This window comes from Luteimonas cucumeris (assembly GCF_007830035.1).
GTDB classification, from domain to species: Bacteria; Pseudomonadota; Gammaproteobacteria; order Xanthomonadales; family Xanthomonadaceae; genus Luteimonas_C; species Luteimonas_C cucumeris.
In genome coordinates this window covers 325,516-349,944 of record NZ_VLKN01000001.1, presented here as the reverse complement: position 1 = coordinate 349,944, position 24,429 = coordinate 325,516, and the positions used below count along the sequence as shown (strand labels likewise).

The 24,429-nt window shown below is 66.2% G+C and carries 18 protein-coding genes; 11 read left to right on the top strand and 7 right to left on the bottom strand.

What is annotated here, in order from left to right; all coding sequences use genetic code 11:
* Positions 1-21: 21 nt before the first annotated feature.
* Entirely contained in the window at positions 22-1,074 is a 1,053-nt protein-coding gene (locus IP90_RS01605; RefSeq protein ID WP_484496914.1) for a YeiH family protein, read from the top strand.
* A 77-nt stretch (positions 1,075-1,151) separates the two neighbouring features.
* On the opposite strand, the gene IP90_RS01600 is transcribed toward IP90_RS01605, so the two are convergent.
* Together IP90_RS01600 and IP90_RS01595 are read right to left on the bottom strand one after the other, a co-directional pair.
* Positions 1,152-4,283, bottom strand: coding sequence for a multidrug efflux RND transporter permease subunit (locus IP90_RS01600; protein WP_144897862.1), 3,132 nt, complete (start codon positions 4,281-4,283; stop codon positions 1,152-1,154).
* A 271-nt stretch (positions 4,284-4,554) separates the two neighbouring features.
* Positions 4,555-5,733 carry an efflux RND transporter periplasmic adaptor subunit gene (locus IP90_RS01595; RefSeq protein WP_144897861.1) on the bottom strand — a complete coding sequence of 393 codons (1,179 nt, stop codon included), beginning with the start codon at positions 5,731-5,733 and terminating at the stop codon, positions 4,555-4,557.
* 292 nt (positions 5,734-6,025) lie between these two features.
* Here IP90_RS01595 and IP90_RS01590 point away from each other — a divergent pair, with 292 nt between their 5' ends.
* The 3 genes from IP90_RS01590 (at position 6,026) to IP90_RS01580 (ending at position 11,315) form a co-directional block, all read left to right on the top strand.
* Positions 6,026-6,805: a TetR/AcrR family transcriptional regulator gene (locus tag IP90_RS01590; protein WP_144897860.1), complete on the top strand. Its 780-nt coding sequence runs from the start codon at positions 6,026-6,028 to the stop codon at positions 6,803-6,805.
* Positions 6,792-7,982: an efflux RND transporter periplasmic adaptor subunit gene (locus IP90_RS01585; protein WP_144897859.1), complete on the top strand. Its 1,191-nt coding sequence runs from the start codon at positions 6,792-6,794 to the stop codon at positions 7,980-7,982. Before IP90_RS01590 ends, IP90_RS01585 begins: the two co-directional genes overlap by 14 nt.
* A 156-nt stretch (positions 7,983-8,138) precedes the next feature.
* Positions 8,139-11,315, top strand: coding sequence for an efflux RND transporter permease subunit (locus tag IP90_RS01580; protein ID WP_144897858.1), 3,177 nt, complete (start codon positions 8,139-8,141; stop codon positions 11,313-11,315).
* 216 nt (positions 11,316-11,531) lie between these two features.
* Here the strand turns inward: IP90_RS01580 and bioD are convergent, their stop codons facing one another.
* Complete coding sequence (gene bioD, locus IP90_RS01575; protein WP_144897857.1) at positions 11,532-12,218, bottom strand: dethiobiotin synthase; 687 nt, start codon at positions 12,216-12,218, stop codon at positions 11,532-11,534.
* Entirely contained in the window at positions 12,215-12,946 is a 732-nt protein-coding gene (locus IP90_RS01570) for a TMEM175 family protein (RefSeq protein ID WP_158635238.1), read from the bottom strand. Before IP90_RS01570 ends, bioD begins: the two co-directional genes overlap by 4 nt.
* 40 nt (positions 12,947-12,986) lie before the next feature.
* Here IP90_RS01570 and IP90_RS01565 point away from each other — a divergent pair, with 40 nt between their 5' ends.
* Positions 12,987-13,469, top strand: a complete 483-nt coding sequence (locus IP90_RS01565; protein ID WP_144897855.1) for a GAF domain-containing protein — start codon at positions 12,987-12,989, stop codon at positions 13,467-13,469.
* Positions 13,466-13,840: a TfoX/Sxy family protein gene (locus IP90_RS01560; protein ID WP_144897854.1), complete on the top strand. Its 375-nt coding sequence runs from the start codon at positions 13,466-13,468 to the stop codon at positions 13,838-13,840. The genes IP90_RS01565 and IP90_RS01560 overlap by 4 nt, the downstream gene beginning before the upstream one ends.
* Positions 13,841-13,879: 39 nt before the next feature.
* Here IP90_RS01560 and dinB read toward each other — a convergent pair whose 3' ends face one another.
* The 3 genes from dinB to glmS all read right to left on the bottom strand — a co-directional run bounded on the left by dinB (position 13,880) and on the right by glmS (position 17,953).
* Complete coding sequence (gene dinB / locus IP90_RS01555) at positions 13,880-14,950, bottom strand: DNA polymerase IV (protein ID WP_144897853.1); 1,071 nt, start codon at positions 14,948-14,950, stop codon at positions 13,880-13,882.
* A 176-nt stretch (positions 14,951-15,126) separates the two neighbouring features.
* Positions 15,127-15,936 carry a hypothetical protein gene (locus IP90_RS01550; RefSeq protein ID WP_144897852.1) on the bottom strand — a complete coding sequence of 270 codons (810 nt, stop codon included), beginning with the start codon at positions 15,934-15,936 and terminating at the stop codon, positions 15,127-15,129.
* A gap of 184 nt (positions 15,937-16,120) precedes the next feature.
* Positions 16,121-17,953 (bottom strand): glutamine--fructose-6-phosphate transaminase (isomerizing), encoded by a 1,833-nt coding sequence (gene glmS / locus IP90_RS01545; protein ID WP_144897851.1) that lies wholly within the window; start codon positions 17,951-17,953, stop codon positions 16,121-16,123.
* Between the two features lie 279 nt (positions 17,954-18,232).
* On the opposite strand from glmS, the gene IP90_RS01540 reads away from it, so the two are divergent.
* The 5 genes from IP90_RS01540 (at position 18,233) to IP90_RS01520 (ending at position 24,423) form a co-directional block, all read left to right on the top strand.
* The gene (locus IP90_RS01540) at positions 18,233-19,432 is read left to right on the top strand and encodes an efflux RND transporter periplasmic adaptor subunit (RefSeq protein WP_242007464.1); all 1,200 of its coding nucleotides are present in this window, start codon (positions 18,233-18,235) and stop codon (positions 19,430-19,432) included.
* A 92-nt stretch (positions 19,433-19,524) separates the two neighbouring features.
* Positions 19,525-20,247, top strand: a complete 723-nt coding sequence (locus IP90_RS01535; RefSeq protein ID WP_144897849.1) for an ABC transporter ATP-binding protein — start codon at positions 19,525-19,527, stop codon at positions 20,245-20,247.
* A gap of 10 nt (positions 20,248-20,257) precedes the next feature.
* Complete coding sequence (locus IP90_RS01530) at positions 20,258-21,571, top strand: ABC transporter permease (RefSeq protein WP_144897848.1); 1,314 nt, start codon at positions 20,258-20,260, stop codon at positions 21,569-21,571.
* 126 nt (positions 21,572-21,697) lie between these two features.
* A complete protein-coding gene (locus IP90_RS01525; RefSeq protein WP_144897847.1) occupies positions 21,698-22,933 on the top strand; it encodes an ABC transporter permease in 1,236 nt (411 codons plus the stop codon).
* Positions 22,934-23,085: 152 nt separating this feature from the next.
* The gene (locus IP90_RS01520) at positions 23,086-24,423 is read left to right on the top strand and encodes a sigma-54-dependent transcriptional regulator (RefSeq protein ID WP_144897846.1); all 1,338 of its coding nucleotides are present in this window, start codon (positions 23,086-23,088) and stop codon (positions 24,421-24,423) included.
* Positions 24,424-24,429: the final 6 nt, after the last annotated feature.

Here is a 24,429-nt window from a genome sequence, read left to right as displayed (position 1 = left end):
GGAACCGCCGTGGCCCATGTCATCCAGAGCCCGCGCCTTGCTGCGCGCCCTCACCAGCAGCCTGCTTTCTGGCTGGGGCTGCTGCTGGTCTCAGCATTGGCAGCGGCAGCTACCGCGCTGGCAGGCCTGCCGATGCTGCAGGGCTGGGGGCTGAGCGCACTGACGCTGGCAATCCTGCTTGGCATCGCCGCGGGCAACACGCTGTTTCCGGCAATCGCAGGCCGCACCGCTGCGGGCGTCGACTTCGCCAAGGGCACGCTGCTGCGGATCGGCATCGTGCTGTATGGGTTCCGGGTGACCTTCCAGGAGATCGCCGGCGTCGGGATCGCGGGCCTCGCAATCGACGTGGCGATCGTGACGTGCGTGTTCGGCCTGGCCGTGTACCTGGGCACCCGTGTGTTCAAGCTCGATCGCGAGACCTCGATGCTGATCGGCGCCGGCAGCGCGATCTGCGGTGCCGCTGCGGTGATGGCGACCGAGCCGGTCGTACGCGCCCAGGCGCACAAGGTCTCCGTGGCGGTGGCGACCGTGGTGGTGTTCGGCACCCTGGGGATGTTCGTGTATCCGTGGCTGTATCCGTACCTCGAGCTCAGCGAGCATGCCTTTGGCATCTTCGCCGGCTCCACGATCCACGAAGTGGCGCAGGTGGTCGTGGCCGGGCGCGCAGTCGGCGAAACCGCGGCTTCGGCGGCGGTGATCGAGAAGATGCTGCGGGTGATGCTGCTGGCGCCGTTCCTGCTGCTGCTCTCGGCACGCCTGAGCCGCGACTCCGGAACTGTGACCGCGACGAATGCGAAGATCGTGATTCCGTGGTTCGCGGTGCTGTTCGTCGCCGTCAGCGGCTTCCATTCGCTGCAGGTCCTGCCCGCGGCATGGGTGGACGCGATCGTGCGGATCGATACCGTACTGTTGGCAATGGCGATGGCGGCACTGGGCCTGCGCACGCAGGCGAGTGCGATCCGGCAGGCGGGGGCGAAACCGCTATTGCTTGCAGCGACTCTGTTCGTGTTCCTGATGGTCGGCGGCTATGTGCTCAATGTCGGCGTCGCCGCACTGATCGGCGCGGCCCCGTAGGCTGGGTTGGCTTCACCAACCCAGCATCACCAGGTACCCGCGAAGCGCTGGGTTGGTGAAGCCAACCCAGCCTACGTTCAACCGGCCAGCTGTGGCTTCTCGTCGAGCTTGTCGCCCAGCACGCGTCGCACCACCACGTAGAACACCGGGATCAGCAGCAGACCGAGGAAGGTCGCGAACAGCATGCCGCCGATCACGCCGGTGCCGATCGCATGGCGTGCATTGGCGCCGGCGCCGCTGGAGATCGCCAGCGGGGTGACGCCCATGATGAAGGCGAACGAGGTCATCAGGATCGGGCGGAAACGCAGCTTGGCCGCTTCGATCACCGCGTCGCGCAACGGCATGCCCTGCTGGCGCTGCTCGATCGCGAACTCCACGATCAGGATCGCATTCTTCGCTGCAAGGCCAATGACGGTGATCAGGCCGATCTTGAAATAGATGTCGTTGGGCAGGCCGCGCAGCATCGAGAACGCGACCGCACCCAGCACGCCCAGCGGCACCACCAGCAGCACCGCCACCGGCACCGACCAGCTTTCGTACAGAGCCGCCAGGCACAGGAACACCACCAGGATCGACAACGCCATCAGCATCGGCGCCTGGTTGCCGGACAGGATTTCCTGGTACGACTGGCCGGTCCAGTCGTAGCCGAAGCCTTCGGGCAGGTCGTTGTCGACGATTTCCTGCATCGCGTTCATCGCCTCGCCGGAACTGTGTCCGGGCGCCTGCGAACCGACGATCTCGACCGCGGCGTAACCGTTGTAGCGCGTCAACGCCGGCGGCGCGGTGATCCAGTTCGCCTGGACCACGTTCGACAACGGAATCATCGCCGGGGTGGCGCTGTCGGAACTGCTGTTGGGGCTGGGCGTGAAGAAGCGGCCCAGCGATTCCGGTCCGGTCCGGAACGCCGTGTCGGCCTGCATGTTGACGCGCTTGACGCGGCCTTCGTCGACGAAATCGTTGACGTAGACCGGCGCCAGCATCAGCTGGATCGCGCTGTAGATGTCGCTGACCTGCAGGCCCATCGCCTGCGCCTGCAGGCGATCGACATCGAGCTTGAGCTGCGGTGCATCCTCCAGCGTGTTCGGCCGCACGCCGGTCAGTGCTGGATTCTTGTTGGCGTTGCCCAGCAGCATGTTGCGCGCGTTGGTCAGTGCTTCGCGCCCCAGGCCGCTGCGATCCTGCAGGTACATGTCGAAACCGCCGAACGCGCCCAGGCCGCTCACCGTCGGCAGGTTGATCACGAAGATCTGCGCGTCGCGGATGCCGTACAACGCGCCATTCGCGTTCTGGATGAACTCGGTCGCGGTGACGTCGCGATCGCCCCAGTCCTTGAGCTTGATGAAGGCCATGCCGACGTTCTCGCCCTGGCCGACGAAGCTGAAACCGGCGACCTGCATCATGCCTTCGTAGCCGGGCTGCTTCTCCAGCGTGCCGCGCACCTGTTCGAACACGCGCGTGGTGCGCTGCAGGGTCGCGCCCGGCGGCAACTGCACGATCGCCAGCGCGTAGCCCTGGTCTTCCTCCGGCAGGAAGCTGCCGGGCATGCGCATGAACAGGAAGCCGCATAGCAGCGCCAGGCCGGCGAACACGATCATCCAGCGCGGCGCATGCGTCACCGCGCTGCCGATGTGGCCGACGTAGGTGCCGGCGACCTTGTCGTAGATCTTGTTGAAGCCGCGGAAGATGAAGTTGCGGCTTTCGTGGTGGCCGGTGGGCTTGAGCAGGGTCGCGCACAGAGCAGGCGTGAAGCCCAGCGCGAGGAACGCCGAAAAGCCCATCGCCATGGCGATGGTGATCGCGAACTGCTTGTAGATCTCACCGGCACTGCCGCCCTGGAACGCGCTGGGCACGAACACTGCCGCCAGCACCACCGTGATCGCGACCACCGCGCCGGTGATCTGGCCCATCGCCTTGGTCGTCGCCTCCTTCGGCGGCAGGCCTTCCTCGGTCATGATGCGCTCGACGTTCTCGATCACCACGATCGCGTCGTCGACCACGATGCCGATCGCCAGCACCATGCCGAACAGGCTGAGCTGGTTGATGGTGAAACCGATCAGGTACATGCCCAGGAACGTGCCCATCAGCGCGACCGGGATCACCAGCGTCGGGATCAGCGTGGCCCTGAAGTTCTGCAGGAAGATCAGCATCACCAGGAACACCAGCACGATCGCCTCGAGCAGGGTCTTGACCACCTCCTCGACCGAGATCCGGACGAAGGTGGAGCTGTCGTACGGCGAGAACCAGGTGACGCCCTGCGGGAAAGTGGTCTGCAGTTCGTCCATGCGCGCGCGCACCGACTCGGCCACGCCCAGCGCGTTGGCGCCGGGCGCCAGCTGCACCGCGAAACCGGCAGCCGGGGTGCCGCTCCACTTCAGGTCGAAGCCGTACGCCGACGCGCCCTTCTGCACGCGCGCGACATCCTTCAGGCGCACGGTGGTGCCGTCGGCATTGGCGCGCAGCACGATGTCGCCGAACTGTTCGGCGGTGCTGAAGCGTCCTTCCGCCGACACCGTCGCGGTGAACGCCTGGCCTTCGGGCGAAGGCTCGGCGCCGACCGAGCCGGCGGCGAACTGCACGTTCTGGCCGCGCACCGCCGCCAGTACCTGGCTGGCGGACAGGCCAAAACCCTGCAGCTTGTCGGGATTGAGCCAGATGTTCATCGCGTATTCGCCGCCGAACAGCTGGGTGCTGCCGACGCCGGGCACGCGCGAGATCTGGTCGAGCACGCGCGAGGCGATCAGGTCCGACAATGCGTTCTTGTCGTAAGCCGGATTGCTGGAACGCAGCGCCGCGACCATCAGGAAGCCGGCGTTGGCCTTGGCCACCACCACGCCCTGCTGCGTGACCTCGGACGGCAGTCGCGGCGTGGCCAGCGCCACCTTGTTCTGCACCTGCACCTGGGCGATGTCCGGATCGGTACCGGGGCGGAAGGTCAGCGTGATCGATGCGCGGCCGTTGGAGCTGGATGAGGAACTGAAGTAGTCGAGGTTGTCGATGCCGGTGAGCTGCTGCTCGATCACCTGCGTCACCGCGCGCTCGGTGGTGTCGGCGCTGGCGCCCGGATAGGCCGCGCCCACGGTGATCTGCGGCGGCGCGATGCTCGGATACGACTCCACGCCGAGGTTGAGGATGGCGAGCACGCCGCCGAGCGTGATCAGGATCGCGATGACCCAGGCGAAGACAGGATGGCTGATGAAGAATCTGGACATGGTTAGAACCTGTTTATGCCTTCCTCATGGCCCGCGCCGGCACTGAATGCGCGCAGGGCTAGAAAGAGCGAGGGAGTGGATGTCGATCCACGACCGAGTGATGACAACGCCGTGTGCGCATTCAGCGCCGGCCCTTTGGGTTGCTCCTGAGCGGCCGCCTGGCGGCGACGTACGGCTTGACCTGACGGCCAGTCAGGCGCGGCGCCGCGCGCCGCCGCCAGGCGGCCGCTCAGGAGCAACGCGGGCCATGAGGAAGGCATAAGCAGGTTCTTCAGCCCTTCTTCGCCGCTGCATCGCCTTCTTTCTTGGCATCGGGATTCGCGCCGGGCGCCGCGCCCTTGGCCGCTTCCGGCTGCCACGGCACCGCCTTGGCCGGCTGGCCGGGTTGCGCCTTCTGCAGGCCGGACACGATCACCTGGTCGCCGGCGGCCACGCCTTGGCTGACCACCCAGGCAGTACCCTGGCTGCGCTCGGTGACGATGTCCTTGCGCGCGACCTTGCCATCCTGGCCGACCACCAGCACGTAGGCGCTGTTGGCATCGCGCTGCACCGCCAGTTGCGGCACCAGGAACACGTTGGGCTGCTGGCCCAGTGTCGCGCGCAGCGTCACGTAGGTGCCCGGCAGCAGGGTCTTGTCGGGATTGGGGATGCGTGCGCGCAGCGACACCGCGCCGGTAGCCGGGTCGACGATGTCGCCGGAGAAGTCGAGCACGCCCGGGCGTCCATAGACCGTGCCATCGGGCAGCAGCACCTGCACCTGGGTCTCCGCCGGCGCCTGGCCCTGGCGCATGCCGCGGATCTGCTGCAGTTCGGTCACGCCCATGGAGAAATTGACGAACAGCGGATCGATCTGGTCGACCGTGGTCAACAGCGTCGCCGTGCCCTGGCCGACCAGCGCGCCCTCGGTGACCTGCTGCTTGCCGGCACGGCCGGCGATCGGCGCACGCACGCTGGCGTAACCGAGGTTGATCCGCGCGCTCTCCACCGCCGCCTTGCCGGCCTGCACCGACGCGGCCGCACTGCGTTCGGTGGCCAGCGCGTTGTCGAGGTCGGATTGCGAGATGAACTTGCCCGGCGCCAGCTGCCGCGCGCGTTCGGCGGCGACCTTGGCATTGGTATGGTTGGCCTGCGACTGCGCCAGCGCGGCCTGGCTCTGCGCCAGCGCCGCCTGCAACGGCGCCGGGTCGATCACGAACAGCAGCTGGCCCTGGGTGACGTCGCTGCCTTCCTCATAGACCCGCCGCTGCAGCACGCCCGGTACGCGCGCGCGCACGTCGGCGCTGCGGAACGCGGCCAGGCGACCGACCAGGTCGCGCTGCAGCGGCACGCTTCGCGCCTGCAGCTTGACCACGCCGACTTCCGGCGGTGGCGGCGCACCGCCTTGCTGTTCCTTGCCACCACAGGCGGCCAAGGCCAGCGACAACACGAGGGGAACGTAGTAGCGACGCATGCGGTGGCCTCGGCTCAGAATGTAATCGATTTCCTATACTCGCCAGTCTAACATTCACGCCTGTTCATGAGCGTGCCGGAAGTCAGGCGGATCCGCCGATGCGGGGCACTTGACGCCGCCACCGCGTTTGCGAACACGAAATCACGAAAAACGGATCGCAAAATTAGCGGTGCAGGCAATACAGGTGCGTGATGGCGCGCCGGGTTGCTCACAGAAATCAAGTGCGCGTAAGTCTTGATCAAATCCTGAGCCGGGTTCAAAATTCCGCTCCTGCTTCTTCGCGTCAGCCACCATGGGCACCCGAGAACGCCGCCAGCGCGAGCTGGCCGACCGCGAGCGACTGTTCCTGGACAAGGCCCAGGCATTGATCCAGCGCGACGGCCTGCTCAACCTGCAGATGTCGCGGATCGCCGAGGAATCGGACTATGCGATCGGCACGCTCTACAACCATTTCGCCAGCAAGGAAGACCTGCTGGTCGCCTTGGCGACGCGCAACTGCCTGAGCCGGGTCGAACTGTTCGAACGCGCCGCGCGCTGGCCTGGCCCTACCCGCGACCGCATGCTGGCGATCGTGCTGGCCGACCTGATGATGATCCGCGCGCAGCCGGAGCATTTCCGGCTCGCCCAGTTCGTGTGGACCGACGTGATCTGGGGCGCGGCCTCGGAAGCAAGCCGGCGCCGTGCGCTCGAGGCCAGCGCGCCATTGAGTGCGCTGGTCGACGGCATCGTCGTCGAAGCCTTCCGCAACGGCGACCTGCCGGCCGACACGCGGCTGTCGCCGCAGGCGCTGACGGTCGGCCCGTGGGCGATGTGTCTCGGCATGTACTCATTGGTGCAGCAGGATGGCCTGCTCGACGAGCACGACGTCGGCGATCCGTACCGGCTGCTGCTCAAGCAACTGCAATACCTGCTCAACGGCTATCGCTGGCAGCCGCTGTTCGATCCGGCCGACGACGCCGCCATCGACGCACTGGTGGCGCGGGTCGGCCTGGCCGTATTCGGCGCGGCATCGCCGTGCCTCCCCGATAACCCCCTCTCGTCCTCCAAGGAAGTTCCCCATGCCCAAGCATGACACCCCGCGCGCGCCATCCACGCGCAAGCGCATGATCTGGATGCTCATCGCAGTGATCGTCATCTTCGGCGGCGTGTTCGGCGTCAAGGCGATGATGAGCGCCGGCATGAACCAGTTCTTCGACAACATGCCGCAGCCGGCGGTGGCGGTGACCGCAACCGCCGCGAAGGCCGAACGCTGGAGCGACATCGAGGAAGCCGTCGGCACCTTCGTGGCGGTGAATGGCACGGATGTCACCACCGAGGCCGGTGGCGTGGTGAAGTCGATCGAGTTCGAGGCCGGGCAACCGGTCAAGGCCGGCGACGTGCTGATCCGGCTCAATACCGCCAACGAACTGGCCACGCTGAAATCGCTGGAGGCCACCGCCAAGCTGGCCGCCGTGCAGCGCGACCGCTGGCGTGAGTTGGGCAAGGACAAGCTGGTGTCGCAGGACGAAGTCGAGCAGCGCGCCACCGCGGCCGCGAGCGCGCAGGCCAACGCCGATGCGCAACGCGCGCTGATCGCGCAGAAGACGATCCGCGCGCCGTTCAGCGGCATCCTCGGCATCCGCCAGGTCAACCTGGGACAGTTCGTCAATCCCGGCGACCCGATCGTCAGCCTGCAAACGCTGGATCCGATCTACCTGGATTTCACCCTGCCCGAGCGGCGCATGGGCCAGGTGCCTGCCGGCACGAGCGTGCGCGCAACGGTCGATGCGATGCCGGGTCGCAGCTTCGAAGGCGAAGTCACCGCCATCCAGCCGGAAGTCGACGCCAGCACCCGCAACTTCCGGCTGCAGGCGACGCTCGACAACAAGGAAGGCAACCTGCGCCCGGGCGCGTTCGCACACGTGTCGTTCGACCTGGGCGGCCAGCGCAGCGTGGTCGTGGTGCCGCAGACCGCGATCAGTTTCAACCCCTACGGCAATGCGGTCTACGTGATCAGCAAGGTCAAGCGCGCCGAGGGCGAGAAAGACATGCAGGGCAAGCCGCTGACCGGCGACAAGCTCATCGTCAGGCAACGCTTCGTCAAGACCGGCGCCACCCGAGGCGACCTGATCGCCGTGACCGAAGGGCTCAAGCCCGGCGAGCAGATCGCCACCAGCGGCCTGCTCAAGCTGCGCAACGACGCCGAGGTGACGATCAACAACAAGGTGCAGCCGACCGCGCAGGCGCAACCGAAGGCCGAGAACCGGTAAGAACGTCAGCCTCGTGCAGCGAGGCTTCCCATTTCCTTCCCCTTCAAGGGGAAGGCAAGGATGGGGATGGGTTTCCAGGAAGACGTCGTATTCGCCCGGAAAACCATCCCCACCCCACCCTCCCCTTGAAGGGGAGGGCTTTCAAAGGCGGACAAGATGAAATTCACCGACATCTTCATCAACAAACCAGTGCTGGCGATGGTCGTCAGCCTGTTCATCCTGCTGTTCGGCCTGCGCGCGTTCACCGAACTCAACGTGCGCCAGTATCCGGAACTGCGCAACGCGGTGATCAATGTCAGCACCACGTATTTCGGTGCCGACGCCGACCTGATCCAGGGCTTCATCACCACGCCGCTGGAACGCGAGATCGCCAGCGCCGAAGGCATCGAGTACCTCAGCTCGACCAGTTCCGCCGGCATCAGCACGATCCAGGCCTATATCCGCCTGGACCAGGATCCGAACGAGGCGCTCACCCAGATCGCGGCCAAGGTCAACAAGATGCGCGGCCAGCTGCCGCCGGAGTCCGAGGATCCGGTGATCGACCTGCAGCAGGGCCAGCAGATCGCCGCGATGTACGTGTCCTTCGCCAGCGACACGCTCGACAACAACCAGATCACCGACTACCTGACCCGCGTGGTCCAGCCCAAGCTGGTCACCGTGCCGGGCGTGCAGCGTGCCGACATCCTCGGCGCGGGCACGTTCGCGATGCGCGTGTGGCTGAAGCCGGACCGCATGACCGCGCTCAAGGTCACCGCGAGCGACGTCGCCAGCGCACTGCAGTCGAACAACGTGCTGTCGGCGGTAGGTTCGACCAAGGGCCAGATGGTCGCGATCGACATGACCGCGCGCACCGACCTGCGCACGCCCGAGGAATTCCGCAAGCTGGTTATCCGCGAGCAGGACGGTGCGATCGTGCGCCTGGGCGACGTCGCCGACGTGGTGCTGGGCTCGGAGAACTACGGCACCTCGGTGCGCATCAACGGCGAAGCGGCGACCTTCATGGGCATCTTCGTCGCGCCCGACGCCAACTCGCTGGACGTGATCAAGGACGTGCGCAAGCTGTGGGACGGCGAGATCGTGCCGCAGCTGCCGCAGGGCATCAAGGCGAGCATCCCCTACGACAGCACCGAGTCGATCCAGGACGCGATCAACGAAGTGGTCAGCACGATCATCGAGGCGGTGATCATCGTGATCGTGGTGATCTTCCTGTTCCTGGGCTCGCTGCGCAGCGTGCTGATTCCGGCGGTGACGGTGCCGCTGTCGCTGATCGGCGGCCTGTTCCTGATGCTGCTGATGGGCTTCACCATCAACCTGCTGACCTTGCTGGCGATGGTGCTGGCGATCGGCATCGTGGTCGACGACGCGATCATCGTGCTGGAGAACATCCACCGACACATCGAGGAAGGCATGTCGCCGCACGAGGCGGCGATCAAGGGCGCGCGCGAGCTGGCCTGGCCGGTGGTGGCGATGACCACGACACTGATCGCGGTGTACCTGCCGATCGGTTTCCAGGGCGGACTGACCGGCGTGCTGTTCACCGAGTTCGCGTTCACCCTGGCCGGTGCGGTGCTGCTGTCGGGCATCATCGCGCTGACCCTGACGCCGATGATGTGCGCCCACATCCTCAAGCCGCACAGCGAAGGCAGCAAGGGCAAGCTGGAAAGCTGGCTCGACGACCGCTTCGAATGGCTGCGCCACGGCTACCAGCGCAAGCTGCATGGCGCGCTGGAAACCAAGTCGGTGATCGCGGCGTTCGGCCTGATCGTGCTGGTGTCGTGCGCGTTCCTGTACATGACCGCGCCCAAGGAACCGGCGCCGCTGGAGGACGAAGGCTTCATCTTCTCGATCGGCAGCGCCGACCCGTACTCGACGCTGGATTACGTGGAGCGGTACACCGAGGAGATCACCCGCATCGCCAAGGGCGTGCCGGAAGTGCAGGACTACTTCCTGTTCAACGGCGGCTTCGGCGGCAGCGGCGGCGGCGCCAGCCCCAGCGCGATGGCCGGCTTCGTGCTCAAGCCCTGGAGCGAGCGCGACAAGTCGACCAAGGCGGTGCTCGAGCAGCAACTGCAGCCACAGATGAGCCAGGTCACCGGCCTCAACGTATTCGCGCTGGTGCCGCCCTCGCTGCCCAGTGCCGGCGGCGACGGCGGCGGCGAATTCATCATCGGCGGCGTCGGCGAGCTGTCCCAGCTCAACGAGCTGGCCGAGGCGATCCTGGCCAAGGCGATGGCAAGCAAGCGCTTCATCTTCCTCGACAAGGACCTGAAGATCGACAAGCCGCGGATCGAGGTGGTGATCGACCGCGACAAGGCGGCCAGCCTGGGCATCGACATGCGCACGCTATCGGCCGACATGGCGGCGATGCTGTCGGGCGGCTACACCAACCGCTTCGCCATGCAGAACCGCTCCTACCTGGTGATCCCGCAGGTGCAGCGCAGCGACCGGCTCAACGCCAGCGCGCTGGAGAACTACTACACCCGCGCCCGCGACGGCCAGCTGATTCCGCTGTCGACCATCGTCACGCTGAAGGAAAGCGCGCAGCCGCAATCGCTCAAGCGCTTCCAGCAGCTCAACGCGGTGTCGATCACGTTCGCGCCACGTCCGGGCGTGAGCAAGGGCGAAGCGCTGGCGATCCTGGACCAGGCGGCCAAGGAAGTGCTGCCGCAGGGTTACAGCGTCGACTACGCCGGCGAGTCGCGCCAGTTCAAGCAGGAAGGCTCGGCGATGCTGATGACCCTGGCGCTGGCGCTGATCGTGATCTTCCTGGTGCTGTCGGCGCAGTTCGAGAGCTTCCGCGACGCGCTGATCATGCTGTTGACCGTGCCGATGGCGATCTGCGGCGCGCTGCTGACGCTCAACGTACTGGCGATCCTCAGCGGCATTCTGGGCATGACCGGGATCGAGGCATTCCCCGGCATGAGCATCAACATCTACACCCAGGTGGGACTGGTGACGCTGGTCGGCGTGATCTCCAAGCACGGCATCCTGATCGTGGAGTTCGCCAACAAGCTGCAGATCGAACAGGGACTGTCCAAGCGCGAGGCGATCGAGGAAGCCACCGCGATCCGCCTGCGGCCGGTGCTGATGACCACCGCGGCGCTGGTGTTCGCGATGATCCCGCTGCTGATCGCCAGCGGCCCGGGTGCAGCCTCGCGCTTCTCGATGGGCGTGGTGATCGCCTCGGGCATGACCATCGGCACGATGTTCACCCTGTTCGTGCTGCCCGCGTTCTACCTGTACCTGGCGCGCGACCATGCGCATGATCGCGATCGTGAAAAAGCCGCCGAAGCGGATGCGCACCTGCCTCCGCCAGAACCACAGCACGGCTGACGGTAACGCCGTCCTGCAACGCAAACGGGCGCCGCAAGGCGCCCGTTCTTTTTTGCGCAACCGTCACCGCCAGGAAGCGAATTGCCCGATTCCGCCCCGTCATCCCGAACGCAGTGAGGGACCTGCTTGGCCAGTGCCGGTGAGCAACAAACAGGTCCCTCCCTGTGTTCGGGATGACCGAAGGAGACGGGCTTCGCCGAAGTGCTCTTGGCGAAATCAGCACGCGGCCAGCAGCGCCGTGCAATCCAGCCAAGCGGCCAGTTCTTTTGCCGCTGCATCAGGCCGATACGGCAAACGGCCCAGGCAGGGCGCGTCTATGCGCGGCGACAGCAGGTCGAAATAGGCATCGGCCTGCGCCAGGCCAGGGTCGACATCGTTGCCGATCCAGCCGACCAGCCGTGCACCGTCGGCCGCGATCGATTGCACGGTAAGCCGCGCATGGTTGATGCAGCCCAAGCGCAGTCCGACCACCATCACCACCGGCAACTGCAGCGCGCGCACCAGATCGCACTGGTCCAGTTGCGCCGACAGCGGTGCAGCCCAGCCGCCGACGCCTTCGACCACGACGCCGTCGGCCAGTGCCACCAACCGCTGGTAAGCGGCCGTGATCGGCGCCAGCGCGAGTTCGACGCCGACCTCGCGCGCCGCCAGTTCCGGCGCCGTCGCGGCCGGCAGCGCGTACGGATTGATGTCGTCATAGACCGGACGCGGATCACTCGCATCCTGCAGCGCCAGCGCATCCTCGTTGCGCCAGCCGCCGTCGAGGTATTCGCAACCACTGGCGACCGGTTTCATCCCGACCGCGCGCAGGCCCTGCGCGCGCAACGCGTGCAGCAGCGCGGCGCTGGCGATCGTCTTGCCGATGCCGGTGTCGGTGCCGGTGACGTAGCAGGCGAACGTCATGCCGTTGCGCTCCGCGCCTGCACGCGGCGCTGCACGTGCGCGGCGACCATGCCGGTGAAACCCAGCAGGAAATAGGCCATGCCCGGCAGGCTCGCCACGGCCGGCGACTGCGTATCGCGGATCCATACGCTGAGCGCGATCGACAGCAGGCCGACGATCACGAAACAGGCGTACGCCGCAGCCTCGCCTGCGGTCGCTGCCGCCTCCGCGCCATCGAGGCCGATCGCACCGCGGCAACGCCATGCATGCACATACAGGCCGAACAGGCACAGCGACATCGTCGCGAATGCCACGCCGTAGACCAGGAACATGAAGCCCAGGTCGGCCACGCCATCGATCCGGACCGGAAACGGCAACCGGCCACCGCTGATCCAGCCGAACAGCACGCCGAACTGGATCCGCAACGGATAGACATAGACCAGCACCAGGAACACCAGCGCCAGGCTCAACACCTTGCTGGCGCCGTCGTCGAGTCCGAAGCGCCGGCTCCAGTTGGCGTGCGCGTTCCAGAACATCGCGATCATCACGAAACTGGCCGCGAATGCGGGCACGCCCTTCAACGCCAACGCCAACGCATCCAGGCTGTCGGGGATCGAGTCGACCGAAATCACCAGCAGCGTGACCGCGAATGCGAACGCGGCATCGACGAAGGCCTCCAGCCGCGTCACCTCGACACCGCGCCGGCGGAAGCCGTCCTTGCCGGGGATTGGCGTCTCCCCTGTCTGCATCGCGATCTCCCGGACCTTGGCCGCTGCTACACTTCGCGGCATGTTTGCAGCACAGAGTCTAACGGGCGGCAAGCCCGAGCAGTACGCCCAGCTCGCCGGACAGGCGCGTGCGCTGCTGGCCGGCGAGCGCGATCGCATCGCCAACGCGGCCAACCTGTCGGCACTGGTCCATCATTCCCTGCCCGACTTGAACTGGGTCGGCTTCTATTTCTACGACGGCCGCGAACTGGTGGTGGGACCGTTCCAGGGACTGCCCGCCTGCGTGCGCATTCCGCTCGACCAGGGCGTGTGTGGCGCCGCGGCGCGCACCGGCCAGACGCAGCGCGTCGCCGACGTGCATGCATTCCCGGGGCACATCGCCTGCGACTCGGCGTCGCGTTCCGAACTGGTGGTGCCGTTGTCGTCCGATGCGGAGCTGATCGGTGTGTTCGATCTCGACAGCCCGATCCCCGACCGCTTCGACGAAGACGACCAGCGCGGACTCGAGGCCATCGCCGCGATTTTCATGGAGAGCCTGGCATGACCGGCGAAAAGCTGCGCAACATCGGTCCCAAGAGCGCGGCCTGGTTGCGCCAGGTCGGATTGCGCTCGCGCGCGGATCTGGAAACCGCCGGCGCGCTGGATGCCTTCATGCGCGTCAAGCGCGCCGGCTTCAAGCCCAGCCTCAACCTGTTATATGCACTGGAAGGCGCGCTGCTCGACTGCCATTGGCAGGAAGTACCGGAGTCGCGCCGCAGCGAACTGGTGCAGGCCGCGGAAGCGGCGATCGCGCAACTGCCGCCGCCGCGCAACCGTCCTGCCGCGTCGCCGGTCACGACCACGATGATGCAGGAAGAAGACACCTCGGCTCCGTTGCTGTTCGACGATGCCGAAGCGGATCGCGACCGTGACTGAGCGGCGAATCAGCCGCGTCTCGAGTAACAGAAAAGTCCTTCACGAACCGACGTCGAACAAGCCGTCCTGTATCGCCATTTCCTCGCGATCACGGAAACCCGCCAGACCCACGCCGACCAGACGGTAACGCGTCAGCGGTGGCAGGTCGACGCGTTCGCACAACGACAGTGCGATGGCGGTGAACTGCTGCAGCGACGTGGGCGGCGCTTCCGGTGTGTGGCTGCGGGTGATGATGCGGAACTGCGCGGTCTTCAGCTTCAGCACCACGGTGCGGCCGATGCGCCCGCTGCGCTGTGCGGCCAGCCAGGTCTTCTCGGCCAGCTGGCGGATCATCGGCGCCAGTTCCTGCAGCAGCAGATCCTGCTCGAACGTGTCCTCGGCCGAGATCGACTGCACCGGCTGGTTGGGCTCGACTGCGCGCTCATCGATGCCACGCGCGCGCTGGTGCAGGCGGCGCCCGAAACTGCCGAAGCGCTGCTCGAGTTCTTCCGCGGAGAATCCGCGCAGGTCGCCGACCGTGGCGATGCCCAGCTCCGACAGCCGGCCCTGCATCACCTTGCCCACGCCCGGGATGCGGCCGACCGGCAGCGGCGTCAGGAAGGCCTCGACCTGGCCCGGACGGATCACGAACTGGCCATCGGGCTTGTTCCAGTCCGACGCGATCTTGGCCAGGAACTTGTTCGGCGCGACGCCGGCCGACGCGGTCAGCGCGGTTTCGTCGCGGATCTGCGCGCGGATCGTCTCGGCGATAGCGGTCGCGCTGGGCAACTCGATTCTGGGCGCGGTGACGTCCAGGTAGGCCTCGTCCAGCGACAACGGCTCGACCAGGTCGGTATGGCGCAGGAAGATCTCGCGCACCTGTTTCGACACCGCCTTGTAGCGCACAAAGTCCGGCGCCACGAACACCGCCTGCGGGCACAGGCGCTCGGCGCGCACCGCCGGCATCGCCGAGCGCACGCCGAACTTCCTCGCCTCGTACGACGCCGCGCACACCACCGAGCGCGCACCGCGCCAGGCCACCACCACCGGTTTGCCGCGCAGCGAGGGATCGTCGCGCTGCTCGACCGAGGCGTAGAACGCGTCCATGTCGATGTGGAGGATCTTGCGCATGATCGCGGGGCGGACACGCCGTTGGCGTCGCCGGTACGACGGGAGGGATGAGATGGAAACAGGAGCACCTTACTGGAAGCCGTCGCAAATCCGAACTTCCACTTTGCGTGTCAGGGCAAGCAGGCTCCATGCCACGCCATCGTGTACAGGCTTCCGGTCAGCGACGAACGCTGACCTCAGAAGCGACCGACCAGCTGCAGCTGCAGACCCGAGAAACCGAGTCGGGCCCTGCCGTGGAAATCCGGATCATCGAGTTCGGCATTGATACGGTTGATGCTGTACTGCAGGCGCACGCCCGCGCGTGAGAACGGGTAGTACTCGATGCCGGCGCGCGCGTCCAGCACGCGCGCGTCGATGTCGCCGACGCTGGTCTCGAACGTGGAACCGGATGCGGTGAAACGCCAGCCATCGCCGAACGCACGCCGGTAGCTGACCCCGATCTTCGGTGCCGGAAGATCCACGGACGCGGACGCCGAACGTTCGATCACCACGCCGGACGCAGTGCTTTCGGCGCGCAGGTCCAGGTCGATCAGGTAACCGACCAGCCCGACATTGAGCCCGAACGCCTGGCGCGGCGCAGCCTGCAGCCACCAGGTGTAGGTGAAGTCGTAGACCTCGTTGTCGAAGCGCGAATCCAGGCGCGCCCCGATCGTGAACGTCTCGTCGTCGACGGTGATCTGGCGGTCGAGGATGCGCGTATTCGAGAGTTCGTCACGGTAATGGGACATGTCGAACTGGTGACGTTCGAAGGGTCGCCAACCCAGCGAAAAGAGGCCGACATCGCGATTGCGATCCAGGCCCAGGTCGCCGGACAGGTCGAACTCATGGCCGCGCAGATCACCGTCGACGCGCAGCCTGGCGTCGAGATTGAGGGCATAGCCGCCGACGGCGACATTCCACCTGTCCAGCGCACCCACTTCGTCGGCATGCAGCCCAGTGCAGCATGCCAACAGCGCCAGGCCGACGCCCGCGATCGTCTTGTTCACGACATCCCCCTGGTTTGCGTGCCCGCCGGCCGGTGAACCGGCCATGGCCAGCGCATCCGTTCCGGTATTTCCCCTTGGGCCGACGCAGCAGCGGCGCGCGATCGGTTGCGCCGGCTTCCGGACCCGCAGGCAGCATAGCGTGGAAGCGCAGGCGTCGCAGGCCGACGCCCCGATACGAGCGCAGTTACTCCACCGTCACCGACTTGGCCAGGTTGCGTGGCTTGTCGACGTCCGTGCCGCGCGCCAGTGCGGCGTGGTAGGCGAGCAGCTGCACCGGGATCGCGTGCACGATCGGGCTCAGCACGCCGACGTGGCGCGGGGTGCGGATCACATGCACGCCTTCGGACTCGCTGAAGTGGCTGTCCTGGTCGGTGAACACGAACATCTCGCCGCCGCGCGCGCGCACTTCCTGGATGTTGGACTTCACCTTCTCCAGCAGCTTGTCGTTGGGCGCGATCACCACCACCGGCATGGCGGCGTCGACCAGCGCCAGCGGGCCATGCTTGAGTTCGCCGGCAGGATAGGCCTCGGCGTGGATGTAGGAGATTTCCTTGAGCTTGAGCGCGCCTTCCAGTGCGATCGGATAATGCACGCCGCGGCCGAGGAACAGCGCATGCTGCTTGGGCGCGAAACGTTCCGACCAGGCCACGATCTGCGGCTCGAGGTTGAGTGCGTGCTGCACGCTGCCGGGCAGGTGGCGCAGCGCTTCCAACATCTCCGCTTCCTGCTCGGCATCGAGGCGACCGTGCAGCTTCGCCAGCGTGCAGGTCAGTACGAACAGCGCGACCAGCTGGGTGGTGAACGCCTTGGTCGAGGCGACGCCGATCTCGGCGCCGGCGCGAGTGTAGAACACCAGCTCGCTGGCGCGCGGGATAGCGCTTTCCGGCACGTTGCAGATCGACAGCGTGCGCTGCTGGCCCAACGACTTCGCGTACTTGAGTGCCTCCATCGTGTCCAGCGTTTCGCCGGACTGCGAGATGGTGACGATCAGCTGCTTCGGATTCGCCACCACCTGGCGGTAGCGGTACTCGCTGGCGATGTCGACCGCGCATGGCAGGCCGGCGATCGCCTCGATCCAGTAGCGTGCGGTGAGCCCCGCGTAATAGCTGGTGCCGCAGGCGAGGATCTGCACCGCTTCGATGTCGCGGAAGATGTCCTCCGCGTTTTCACCGAACATGGCGGAGACGAAGCTGTTCCGGTCGATGATCGCCTCGATGGTGTCGGCGATCGCGCGCGGCTGCTCGTGGATCTCCTTCTGCATGAAGTGCCGATACGGCCCCAGCTCCAGCGAAGCCAGCGACACGTCGGAGACGTGAACGTCGCGCGGTATCTCCGCGCCGCTGGCGTCGAATACGCGCACCTGTTCGCGCGTCAGTTCGGCGGTGTCGCCTTCCTCGAGGAAGATCACGCGGCGCGTCGCCGACACGATCGCCGAGACGTCGGAGGCGACGAAGTTCTCGCCCTCGCCCAGCCCGACCAGCAGCGGGCAACCCATGCGCGCGCAGACCATGCGCTGCGGGTCGCGCTTGCTGATCACCGCGATGGCATAGGCGCCGTCGAGTTCCTTCACTGCATGCTGCAACGCCACCAGCAGGTCATGGCCCTGCGACTGGTAGTGGTGGATCAGGTGGGCGATGACCTCGGTATCGGTCTGCGATTCGAACGTGTAACCGAGCGCGAGCAGGCGTTCACGCTGCTGCTCGTGGTTCTCGATGATGCCGTTGTGCACCAGCGCCAGTTCGCCGTGGCTGATGTGCGGATGCGCGTTGCCTTCGGTCACGCCGCCATGAGTGGCCCAGCGCGTGTGGCCGATGCCCAGCGAAGCGTGGAAATCCTCGGCGCCGGCGGCCGCTTCCATCTCGGCGACGCGACCGGTGCGCCGCACGCGGCGCACGGCTTCCTCGGCGACGATGGCGATGCCGGCCGAATCGTAACCGCGGTATTCAAGCCGCTTGAGCCCTTCGATCAGGACCGGAACCACATCGCGATCCGCGATCGCGCCGACGATGCCGCACATGGGAAATCCTTGCTGGGTCAGCGCCTAGTTTAACGACTGGCGCCGCGGACGACCGTCCGCTGGACGCGGACAGCGTCCGCGCGGACACCTTCCATACATCCGAAAAACCATTCCGATCAATAGGTTGGATATTGGCACGGTGCTTGCTCTATCCATGGCAGGACTTTCTCACGACACGGCACCCGAATGAGCATCCGCGACACCTCCGGCCAGGACCGCACCGTCAGCCATACCCACAGCGACAGCCGCATTGCCCGCAAGCTGCCCAGCCGGAACGTGATGCTGATCGGCGCCGCCAGCGCTGCGCTGTTGCTGCTCGGCGTGTGGGTGGTCGGCGCCTGGAGCGGCGGCAGCCGCTCGGTCGATTCGTCGCGGGTACGCATCGCCGAGGTCAAGCGCGGCGATCTGGTGCGCGACATTTCCGCCGATGGTCGCGTGATCGCCGCCAACAGCCCGACCCTGTACGCGATCGCCGGCGGCACGGTGACGCTGAAGGTGGTGGCCGGCGACGTGGTCAAGAATGGCCAGGCGCTGGCCGAGATCGACAGCCCGGAACTGCGCAGCAAGCTCGCGCAGGAAGAAGCCACGCTCGCCAGCCTGGAAGCCGAGGCCAGCCGCGCCGCGCTGGATGCCGAACTGGCGCGCGCCACCGCGCGCAAGGCGCTGGACCAGGCCGAAGTCGATCGCATTGCCGCGCAACGCGATCTGGAGCGCTACCAGCGCGGCTTCGATGGCGGCGCCGTGGCGCAGGTGGACGTGGCCAAGGCGCAGGACGAGTTGAAGAAGGCCGAGATCGGCCTCGAACACGCGCGCAAGGACGAGGGCCTGCAGGGCCGCGGCGCAGGCCTGGACACGCGCAACAAGCGCCTGCTCGCCGATCGCCAGAAGGCCGTCGTCACCGAGCTGCAGCGCCAGGTCGCCGCACTGACGCTGCGCGCGCCGTTCGACGGACAGGTCGGACAGGTGCAGATCACTCAGCGCGAGAACGTGGCGATCAACGCGCCGATCCTGAGCGTGGTCGACTTGGGCGTGTTCGAGGTCGAGATCAAGGTACCGGAAAGCTTCGCCCGCGACCTGGCCATCGGCATGCCGGCGCAGATCACCAGCGGTGTCGGCGAACCCTATCCGGGCAAGGTCTCGGCGGTGTCGCCGGAGGTGGTCAATGGCGAGGTCAATGCGCGCCTGCGCTTCGACGACAAGCAGCCACCGGGCCTGCGCCAGAACCAGCGGCTCAACGCGCGCATCGTGCTGGACACGCGCCGCAACGCGCTGATGGTGGAGCGTGGCCCGTTCGTCGACCAGAGCGGCGGCCGCTATGCCTACGTCGTCGACGGCAGCAGCGCCGTGCGCCGCCCGATCCGTACTGGCGTCAGCAGCCTCGGCGCCGTGGAAATCCTCGAAGGCCTGCAGCCGGGCGAACGCATCGTCGTCTCCGGCAGCGACCAGTTCGGCGATGCGGAACGCATAAAAATAAATTGAAGAATACGGCGCGGATTTAAACCCGCCATCGCGAAACCGCACCCAACCACGAACGCCACATCACGCAACACCACCGCCAGAGGAAGAATGCCATGCTCGACATGCGCCAAGTCACCAAGGTCTATCGCACCGAACTGGTCGAGACGCATGCATTGCGCTCGCTGGACCTGCACGTCCGCGAAGGCGAGTTCGTCGCCGTCACCGGCCCGTCGGGCTCCGGCAAGACCACCTTCCTCAACATCGCCGGCCTGCTGGAGGATTTCACCGGCGGCGAATACGTGCTCGACGGCGAGAACGTGCGCGGCCTGTCGGACAACGCGCGCAGCAAGCTGCGCAACCGCAAGATCGGCTTCATCTTCCAGAGCTTCAACCTGATCCCCGACCTCAACCTGTTCGACAATGTCGACGTGCCGCTGCGCTATCGCGGCATGCCGGCGGCCGAACGCAAGCTGCGCATCGAGGATGCGCTGGGCCAGGTCGGGCTGGGCTCGCGCATGCGGCATTACCCTTCCGAACTGTCCGGCGGACAGCAGCAGCGCGCCGCGATCGCGCGTGCACTGGCCGGCAGCCCGCGCCTGCTGCTGGCGGACGAACCCACCGGCAACCTCGACTCGCAGATGGCGCGCGGGGTGATGGAACTGCTCGAGGAAATCAACGCGCAGGGCACCACCATCGTCATGGTCACCCACGATCCGGAACTGGCCGCGCGCGCGCAGCGCAACGTGCACATCGTCGACGGCATGGCCACCGATATCGCGACCGAGCGCGGACTGCTGCACGCCGCCGGACACGCGTCCGCCACCACTCCCGCCTGAGGACGCCGCCATGTTCGGCTATTACTTCAATCTCGCCCTGCGCAGTTTCAAGCGCAACAAGGTGTTGACCGCGCTGATGGTGCTGGCGATCGCGCTGGGCATCGGCGCCAGCATGACCACGCTGACCGTGTTCTACATCCTGTCCGGCGATCCGATCCCGACCAAGAGCGGCAAGCTGTTCTATCCGCAACTGGATCCGGCCACGATGCAGGGCTACATCGCCGACGAAGAGCCGCAGGACCAGATGACCCGCTTCGACGCCGAGAAGATGCTGCGCGAGAAGCGCGGCGACCGCCAGGCGATGATGACCGGCGGTGGCCTTGCGATCGAGCCGGACAAGCAGGGCCTGACGCCATTCACCGTCACTGCCCGCTATACCTCGGCAGATTTCTTCCCGATGTTCGAAGCGCCGTTCACTCACGGCCGGGCCTGGACAGGTCAGGATGACGAGGCGCGCGCCCGGGTTGCCGTGATCTCCAAAGAGCTCAACAACAAGCTGTTCGGCGGCGCCGACAGCGTGGGCAAGTCGCTGCGGCTGAACCAGGTCGAGTTCCGAATCATCGGCGTACTCGAGGACTGGAGGCCGACACCACGGTTCTATGACATGACCTCCGACCGCTATGGCGAACTGGAGGAAGTATTCATCCCATTCTCCACATCGCGCGCACTGAAGTTCGGCTCCAGCGGCAACATGGATTGTTGGGGAGACACCACCAACGAGGATGGCGAAGGCTCGAACGGCATCAACGCGCCCTGCGCCTGGATCCAGTACTGGGTCGAGCTGGGCACGCCGGAAAAGGTCGAGACGTACCGCCAGTACCTGGTCAACTATTCCGACGAGCAGCGTGCCGCCGGACGCTTCGAACGCCCGACCAATACGCGGCTGCGCAACGTGATGGAGTGGCTGGACTATCGCAAGGTGGTACCCAACGACGTGCGCCTGCAGACATGGCTTGCGTTTGGATTCCTGGCGGTATGCCTGCTCAACACGGTCGGTCTGTTGCTGGCCAAGTTCCTGCGCCGCAGCGGCGAGATCGGCGTGCGCCGCGCGCTGGGCGCATCGCGCAAGGAAATCTTCGTGCAGTGCATGATCGAGGCAGGCACGGTCGGTCTGGCGGGCGGCATGCTCGGCCTTGGCCTGGCGATGCTGGGACTGTGGGCCGTGCGCCAGCAGCCGGCCAGCTACGCCGAACTCGCGCACCTGAACCCGGCCATGCTGCTGATGACCTTTGCGGTCGCCATCGCTGCCAGCCTGTTGGCTGGAATCCTCCCCGCTTGGCGCGCGATGCAGGTGACGCCGGCGATCCAGCTCAAGTCGCAGTGACCGACCCATGATCTTCCGTCACTTCATCCCGAACCTTTCCTGTCATCCCGGACGAAGTGGGGGATCTGCTTCCAACCCCCAAGCAGATTCCTCGCTTCGCTCGGAATGACACCCTGGAGAACCCTCATGGAACTGCGCCCCATCCTCTCCACCCTGCGCCGGCACAAGACCGCCGCGGCCCTGATCGTGCTGGAGATCGCGCTGAGCACCGCGATAATCTGCAACGCCCTGTTCCTGATCGGCAATCGCATCGAGCGCATGGACCGGGTCAGCGGCCAGGCCGAGAGCGAACTGTTGGTGATCCGCATCAGCGGTATCGCCGAGAACAAGGACGCCGCCGCAATCACGCTCAACGACCTGCAGGTGCTGCGCGCTTTGCCCGGCGTGAGGAATGCTTCGTCGACCAATCAGGTGACCTTCGGCGGTTCCTCCTGGAACAGCGGCGTCCGCCTGATCAAGGATCAGCAACAGGAAAACCTCAACGCCACGACCTATCTCGGTGGCCAGCAACTGTTCGACACGATGGGCCTGAAGCTGATTGCCGGCCGCCAGTTCACCGCCGACGAATTCGTCGACTGGGCCGAGTTCGACAAACCCAACTCGAAGGTCAGCATTCCTTCCACCATCATCACCAAGGTCATGGCCGACAAGCTGTTCCCGGGTGAGAACGCGGTCGGCAAGTCGTTCTATTCCTGGGGCGAGGAACCGATCCGCGTGGTCGGTGTGGTCGAGCACCTGGTACGCCCGAACGAACAGGGCGGACCGACCGCGAACGAGTATTCGATGATGTTCCCGATCAACCTGCCTTACGAAATGGGCGGCAACTACCTGATCCGGGTGACCGACCCGTCGCGTCGCCAGGAAGTGATGCAGGCCGCGATGAAGGCCCTGGAATCCAGCGGCCCGACCCGCATCATCTCCGAGGAAGACAGCAAGACCTTCGAACAACTCCGCGATGAGTATTACCGTCAGGACAAGGCGATGGCGTGGCTGCTGGTCGCAGTCTGCGTGGCCCTGCTGGTGGTGACCGCGCTGGGCATCGTCGGCCTGGCCAGCTTCTGGGTGCAGCAGCGCACGCGTCAGATCGGAGTGCGCCGCGCGCTGGGTGCGACGAAGATGCAGATCCTGCGCTACTTCCAGGTCGAGAACTTCCTGCTCGCCTCGCTCGGTATCGTCATCGGCATGCTGCTGGCCTACGCCATCAACCAGATGCTGATGGGCAAGTACGAACTGCCGCGCCTGCCGCTGTACTACCTGCCGATCGGTGCAGTGGCGCTGTGGTTGCTGGGCCAGGTTTCAGTGCTGGGCCCGGCGCTGAAGGCGGCGGCGGTGCCGCCGGCGATCGCGACGCGAAGTGTCTGAGAGCCGACCTGGGGATTCGGGATCGGGATTCGCAAAAGCGCGTCCCTGATCCCAGCTCCGCATCGTCAGGGCGGATTGGACGCGCACAGGATGCAGCGTCAAACTCCGTCCCGAAGCGAATCCCGAATCCCCAATCACGAATCCCGGCTTTCATGCCCACCATCCTCGTCATCGACGACAATCCTTCCGTCGCCACCGCGCTCGACCTGCTGTTCTCGCTGCACGACATCAACACGCTGCGTGCGGAGTCGCCGCAGGCGGGCCTGGCCCTGCTGCAACGCGAACCCGTCGACCTAGTGGTGCAGGACATGAACTTCCATGCCGACACCACCTCCGGCGAGGAAGGCGTGGCGCTGTTCAACGCGATACGCGCCCAGCATCCCGACCTGCCGGTGATCCTGCTGACGGCCTGGACGCATCTGGAAAGCGCGGTGGAACTGGTCAAGGCCGGCGCCGCCGATTACCTGGCCAAGCCCTGGGACGATCCCAAGCTGCTGGCCACGGTCAACAACCTGCTGGAGCTGTCGCAGGCGCGCCGGGAACTGACCCGGCACCGCTCCGGCGAATGCCGCCGCCGCAGCGAACTGATGCGCGATTACGACCTGCGTGGCCTGGTCTACGCCGATGCCGCCAGCGAGCGCGCGTTGTCGCTGGCCTGCCAGGTGGCGCGCTCGGAACTGCCGGTGCTGATCACCGGACCCAATGGCGTCGGCAAGGAAAAGTTCGCCGAGATCCTGCATGCCAATTCGTCGGTCCGCAATGGTCCGTTCGTGGCGGTCAACTGCGGTGCCTTGCCGTCGGAGTTGATCGAAGCCGAGCTGTTCGGTGCCGAGGCCGGCGCTTACACCGGCGCCAACAAGGCGCGCGAAGGCAAGTTCGAAGCGGCCGATGGCGGCACGCTGTTCCTCGACGAGATCGGCACGTTGACGCCGGCCGGGCAGATCAAGCTGCTGCGCGTGCTGGAAACCGGGCGCTTCGAGCGCCTGGGTGGCAATCGCGAGCGTCACGTCAAGGTGCGCGTGATCAGCGCCACCAATGCCGACCTGCCGGCGCTGATCCGCAACGGCCAGTTCCGCGAAGACCTGTTGTACCGGCTCAACGCGATCGAACTGAAGCTGCCGCCGCTGGCTGAGCGGCCCGACGACATACTGCCGTTGGCCCGTCATTTCCTGCCCGAGGGCAAGCGCCTCGGCGACGACGCGGAACGTGTCCTGCTGCGCCATGCCTGGCCCGGCAACGTGCGCGAACTGCGCAATGCCGTGCAGCGCGCGGCTTTGCTGTCACGTGGCGACCTGCTGCAGGCCAGCGACTTCGATCTGCCGGCAGCGGCTGCGAGCGCGATCTCACCGGCCGAAGAACCGGATCGCGACACGATCGAAGCCGCGCTGGAGCGCAACGGCGGCGTACTGGCGCAGGCCGCGGCCGAGCTGGGACTGTCGCGGCAGGCGCTGTATCGCCGGCTCGACCGCCTCGGCATCCGTCGCGACTAAAGGCCA

Coding starts and splice junctions, on each gene's coding strand:
- IP90_RS01600 (WP_144897862.1), bottom strand. CDS start 4,283: ATGTCCAGATTCTTCATCAGCCATCCTGTCTTCGCCTGGGTCATCGCG.
- IP90_RS01595 (WP_144897861.1), bottom strand. CDS start 5,733: ATGCGTCGCTACTACGTTCCCCTCGTGTTGTCGCTGGCCTTGGCCGCC.
- IP90_RS01590 (WP_144897860.1), top strand. CDS start 6,026: ATGGGCACCCGAGAACGCCGCCAGCGCGAGCTGGCCGACCGCGAGCGA.
- IP90_RS01585 (WP_144897859.1), top strand. CDS start 6,792: ATGCCCAAGCATGACACCCCGCGCGCGCCATCCACGCGCAAGCGCATG.
- IP90_RS01580 (WP_144897858.1), top strand. CDS start 8,139: ATGAAATTCACCGACATCTTCATCAACAAACCAGTGCTGGCGATGGTC.
- bioD (WP_144897857.1), bottom strand. CDS start 12,218: ATGACGTTCGCCTGCTACGTCACCGGCACCGACACCGGCATCGGCAAG.
- IP90_RS01570 (WP_158635238.1), bottom strand. CDS start 12,946: ATGCAGACAGGGGAGACGCCAATCCCCGGCAAGGACGGCTTCCGCCGG.
- IP90_RS01565 (WP_144897855.1), top strand. CDS start 12,987: ATGTTTGCAGCACAGAGTCTAACGGGCGGCAAGCCCGAGCAGTACGCC.
- IP90_RS01560 (WP_144897854.1), top strand. CDS start 13,466: ATGACCGGCGAAAAGCTGCGCAACATCGGTCCCAAGAGCGCGGCCTGG.
- dinB (WP_144897853.1), bottom strand. CDS start 14,950: ATGCGCAAGATCCTCCACATCGACATGGACGCGTTCTACGCCTCGGTC.
- glmS (WP_144897851.1), bottom strand. CDS start 17,953: ATGTGCGGCATCGTCGGCGCGATCGCGGATCGCGATGTGGTTCCGGTC.
- IP90_RS01540 (WP_242007464.1), top strand. CDS start 18,233: ATGCTGATCGGCGCCGCCAGCGCTGCGCTGTTGCTGCTCGGCGTGTGG.
- IP90_RS01535 (WP_144897849.1), top strand. CDS start 19,525: ATGCTCGACATGCGCCAAGTCACCAAGGTCTATCGCACCGAACTGGTC.
- IP90_RS01530 (WP_144897848.1), top strand. CDS start 20,258: ATGTTCGGCTATTACTTCAATCTCGCCCTGCGCAGTTTCAAGCGCAAC.
- IP90_RS01525 (WP_144897847.1), top strand. CDS start 21,698: ATGGAACTGCGCCCCATCCTCTCCACCCTGCGCCGGCACAAGACCGCC.
- IP90_RS01520 (WP_144897846.1), top strand. CDS start 23,086: ATGCCCACCATCCTCGTCATCGACGACAATCCTTCCGTCGCCACCGCG.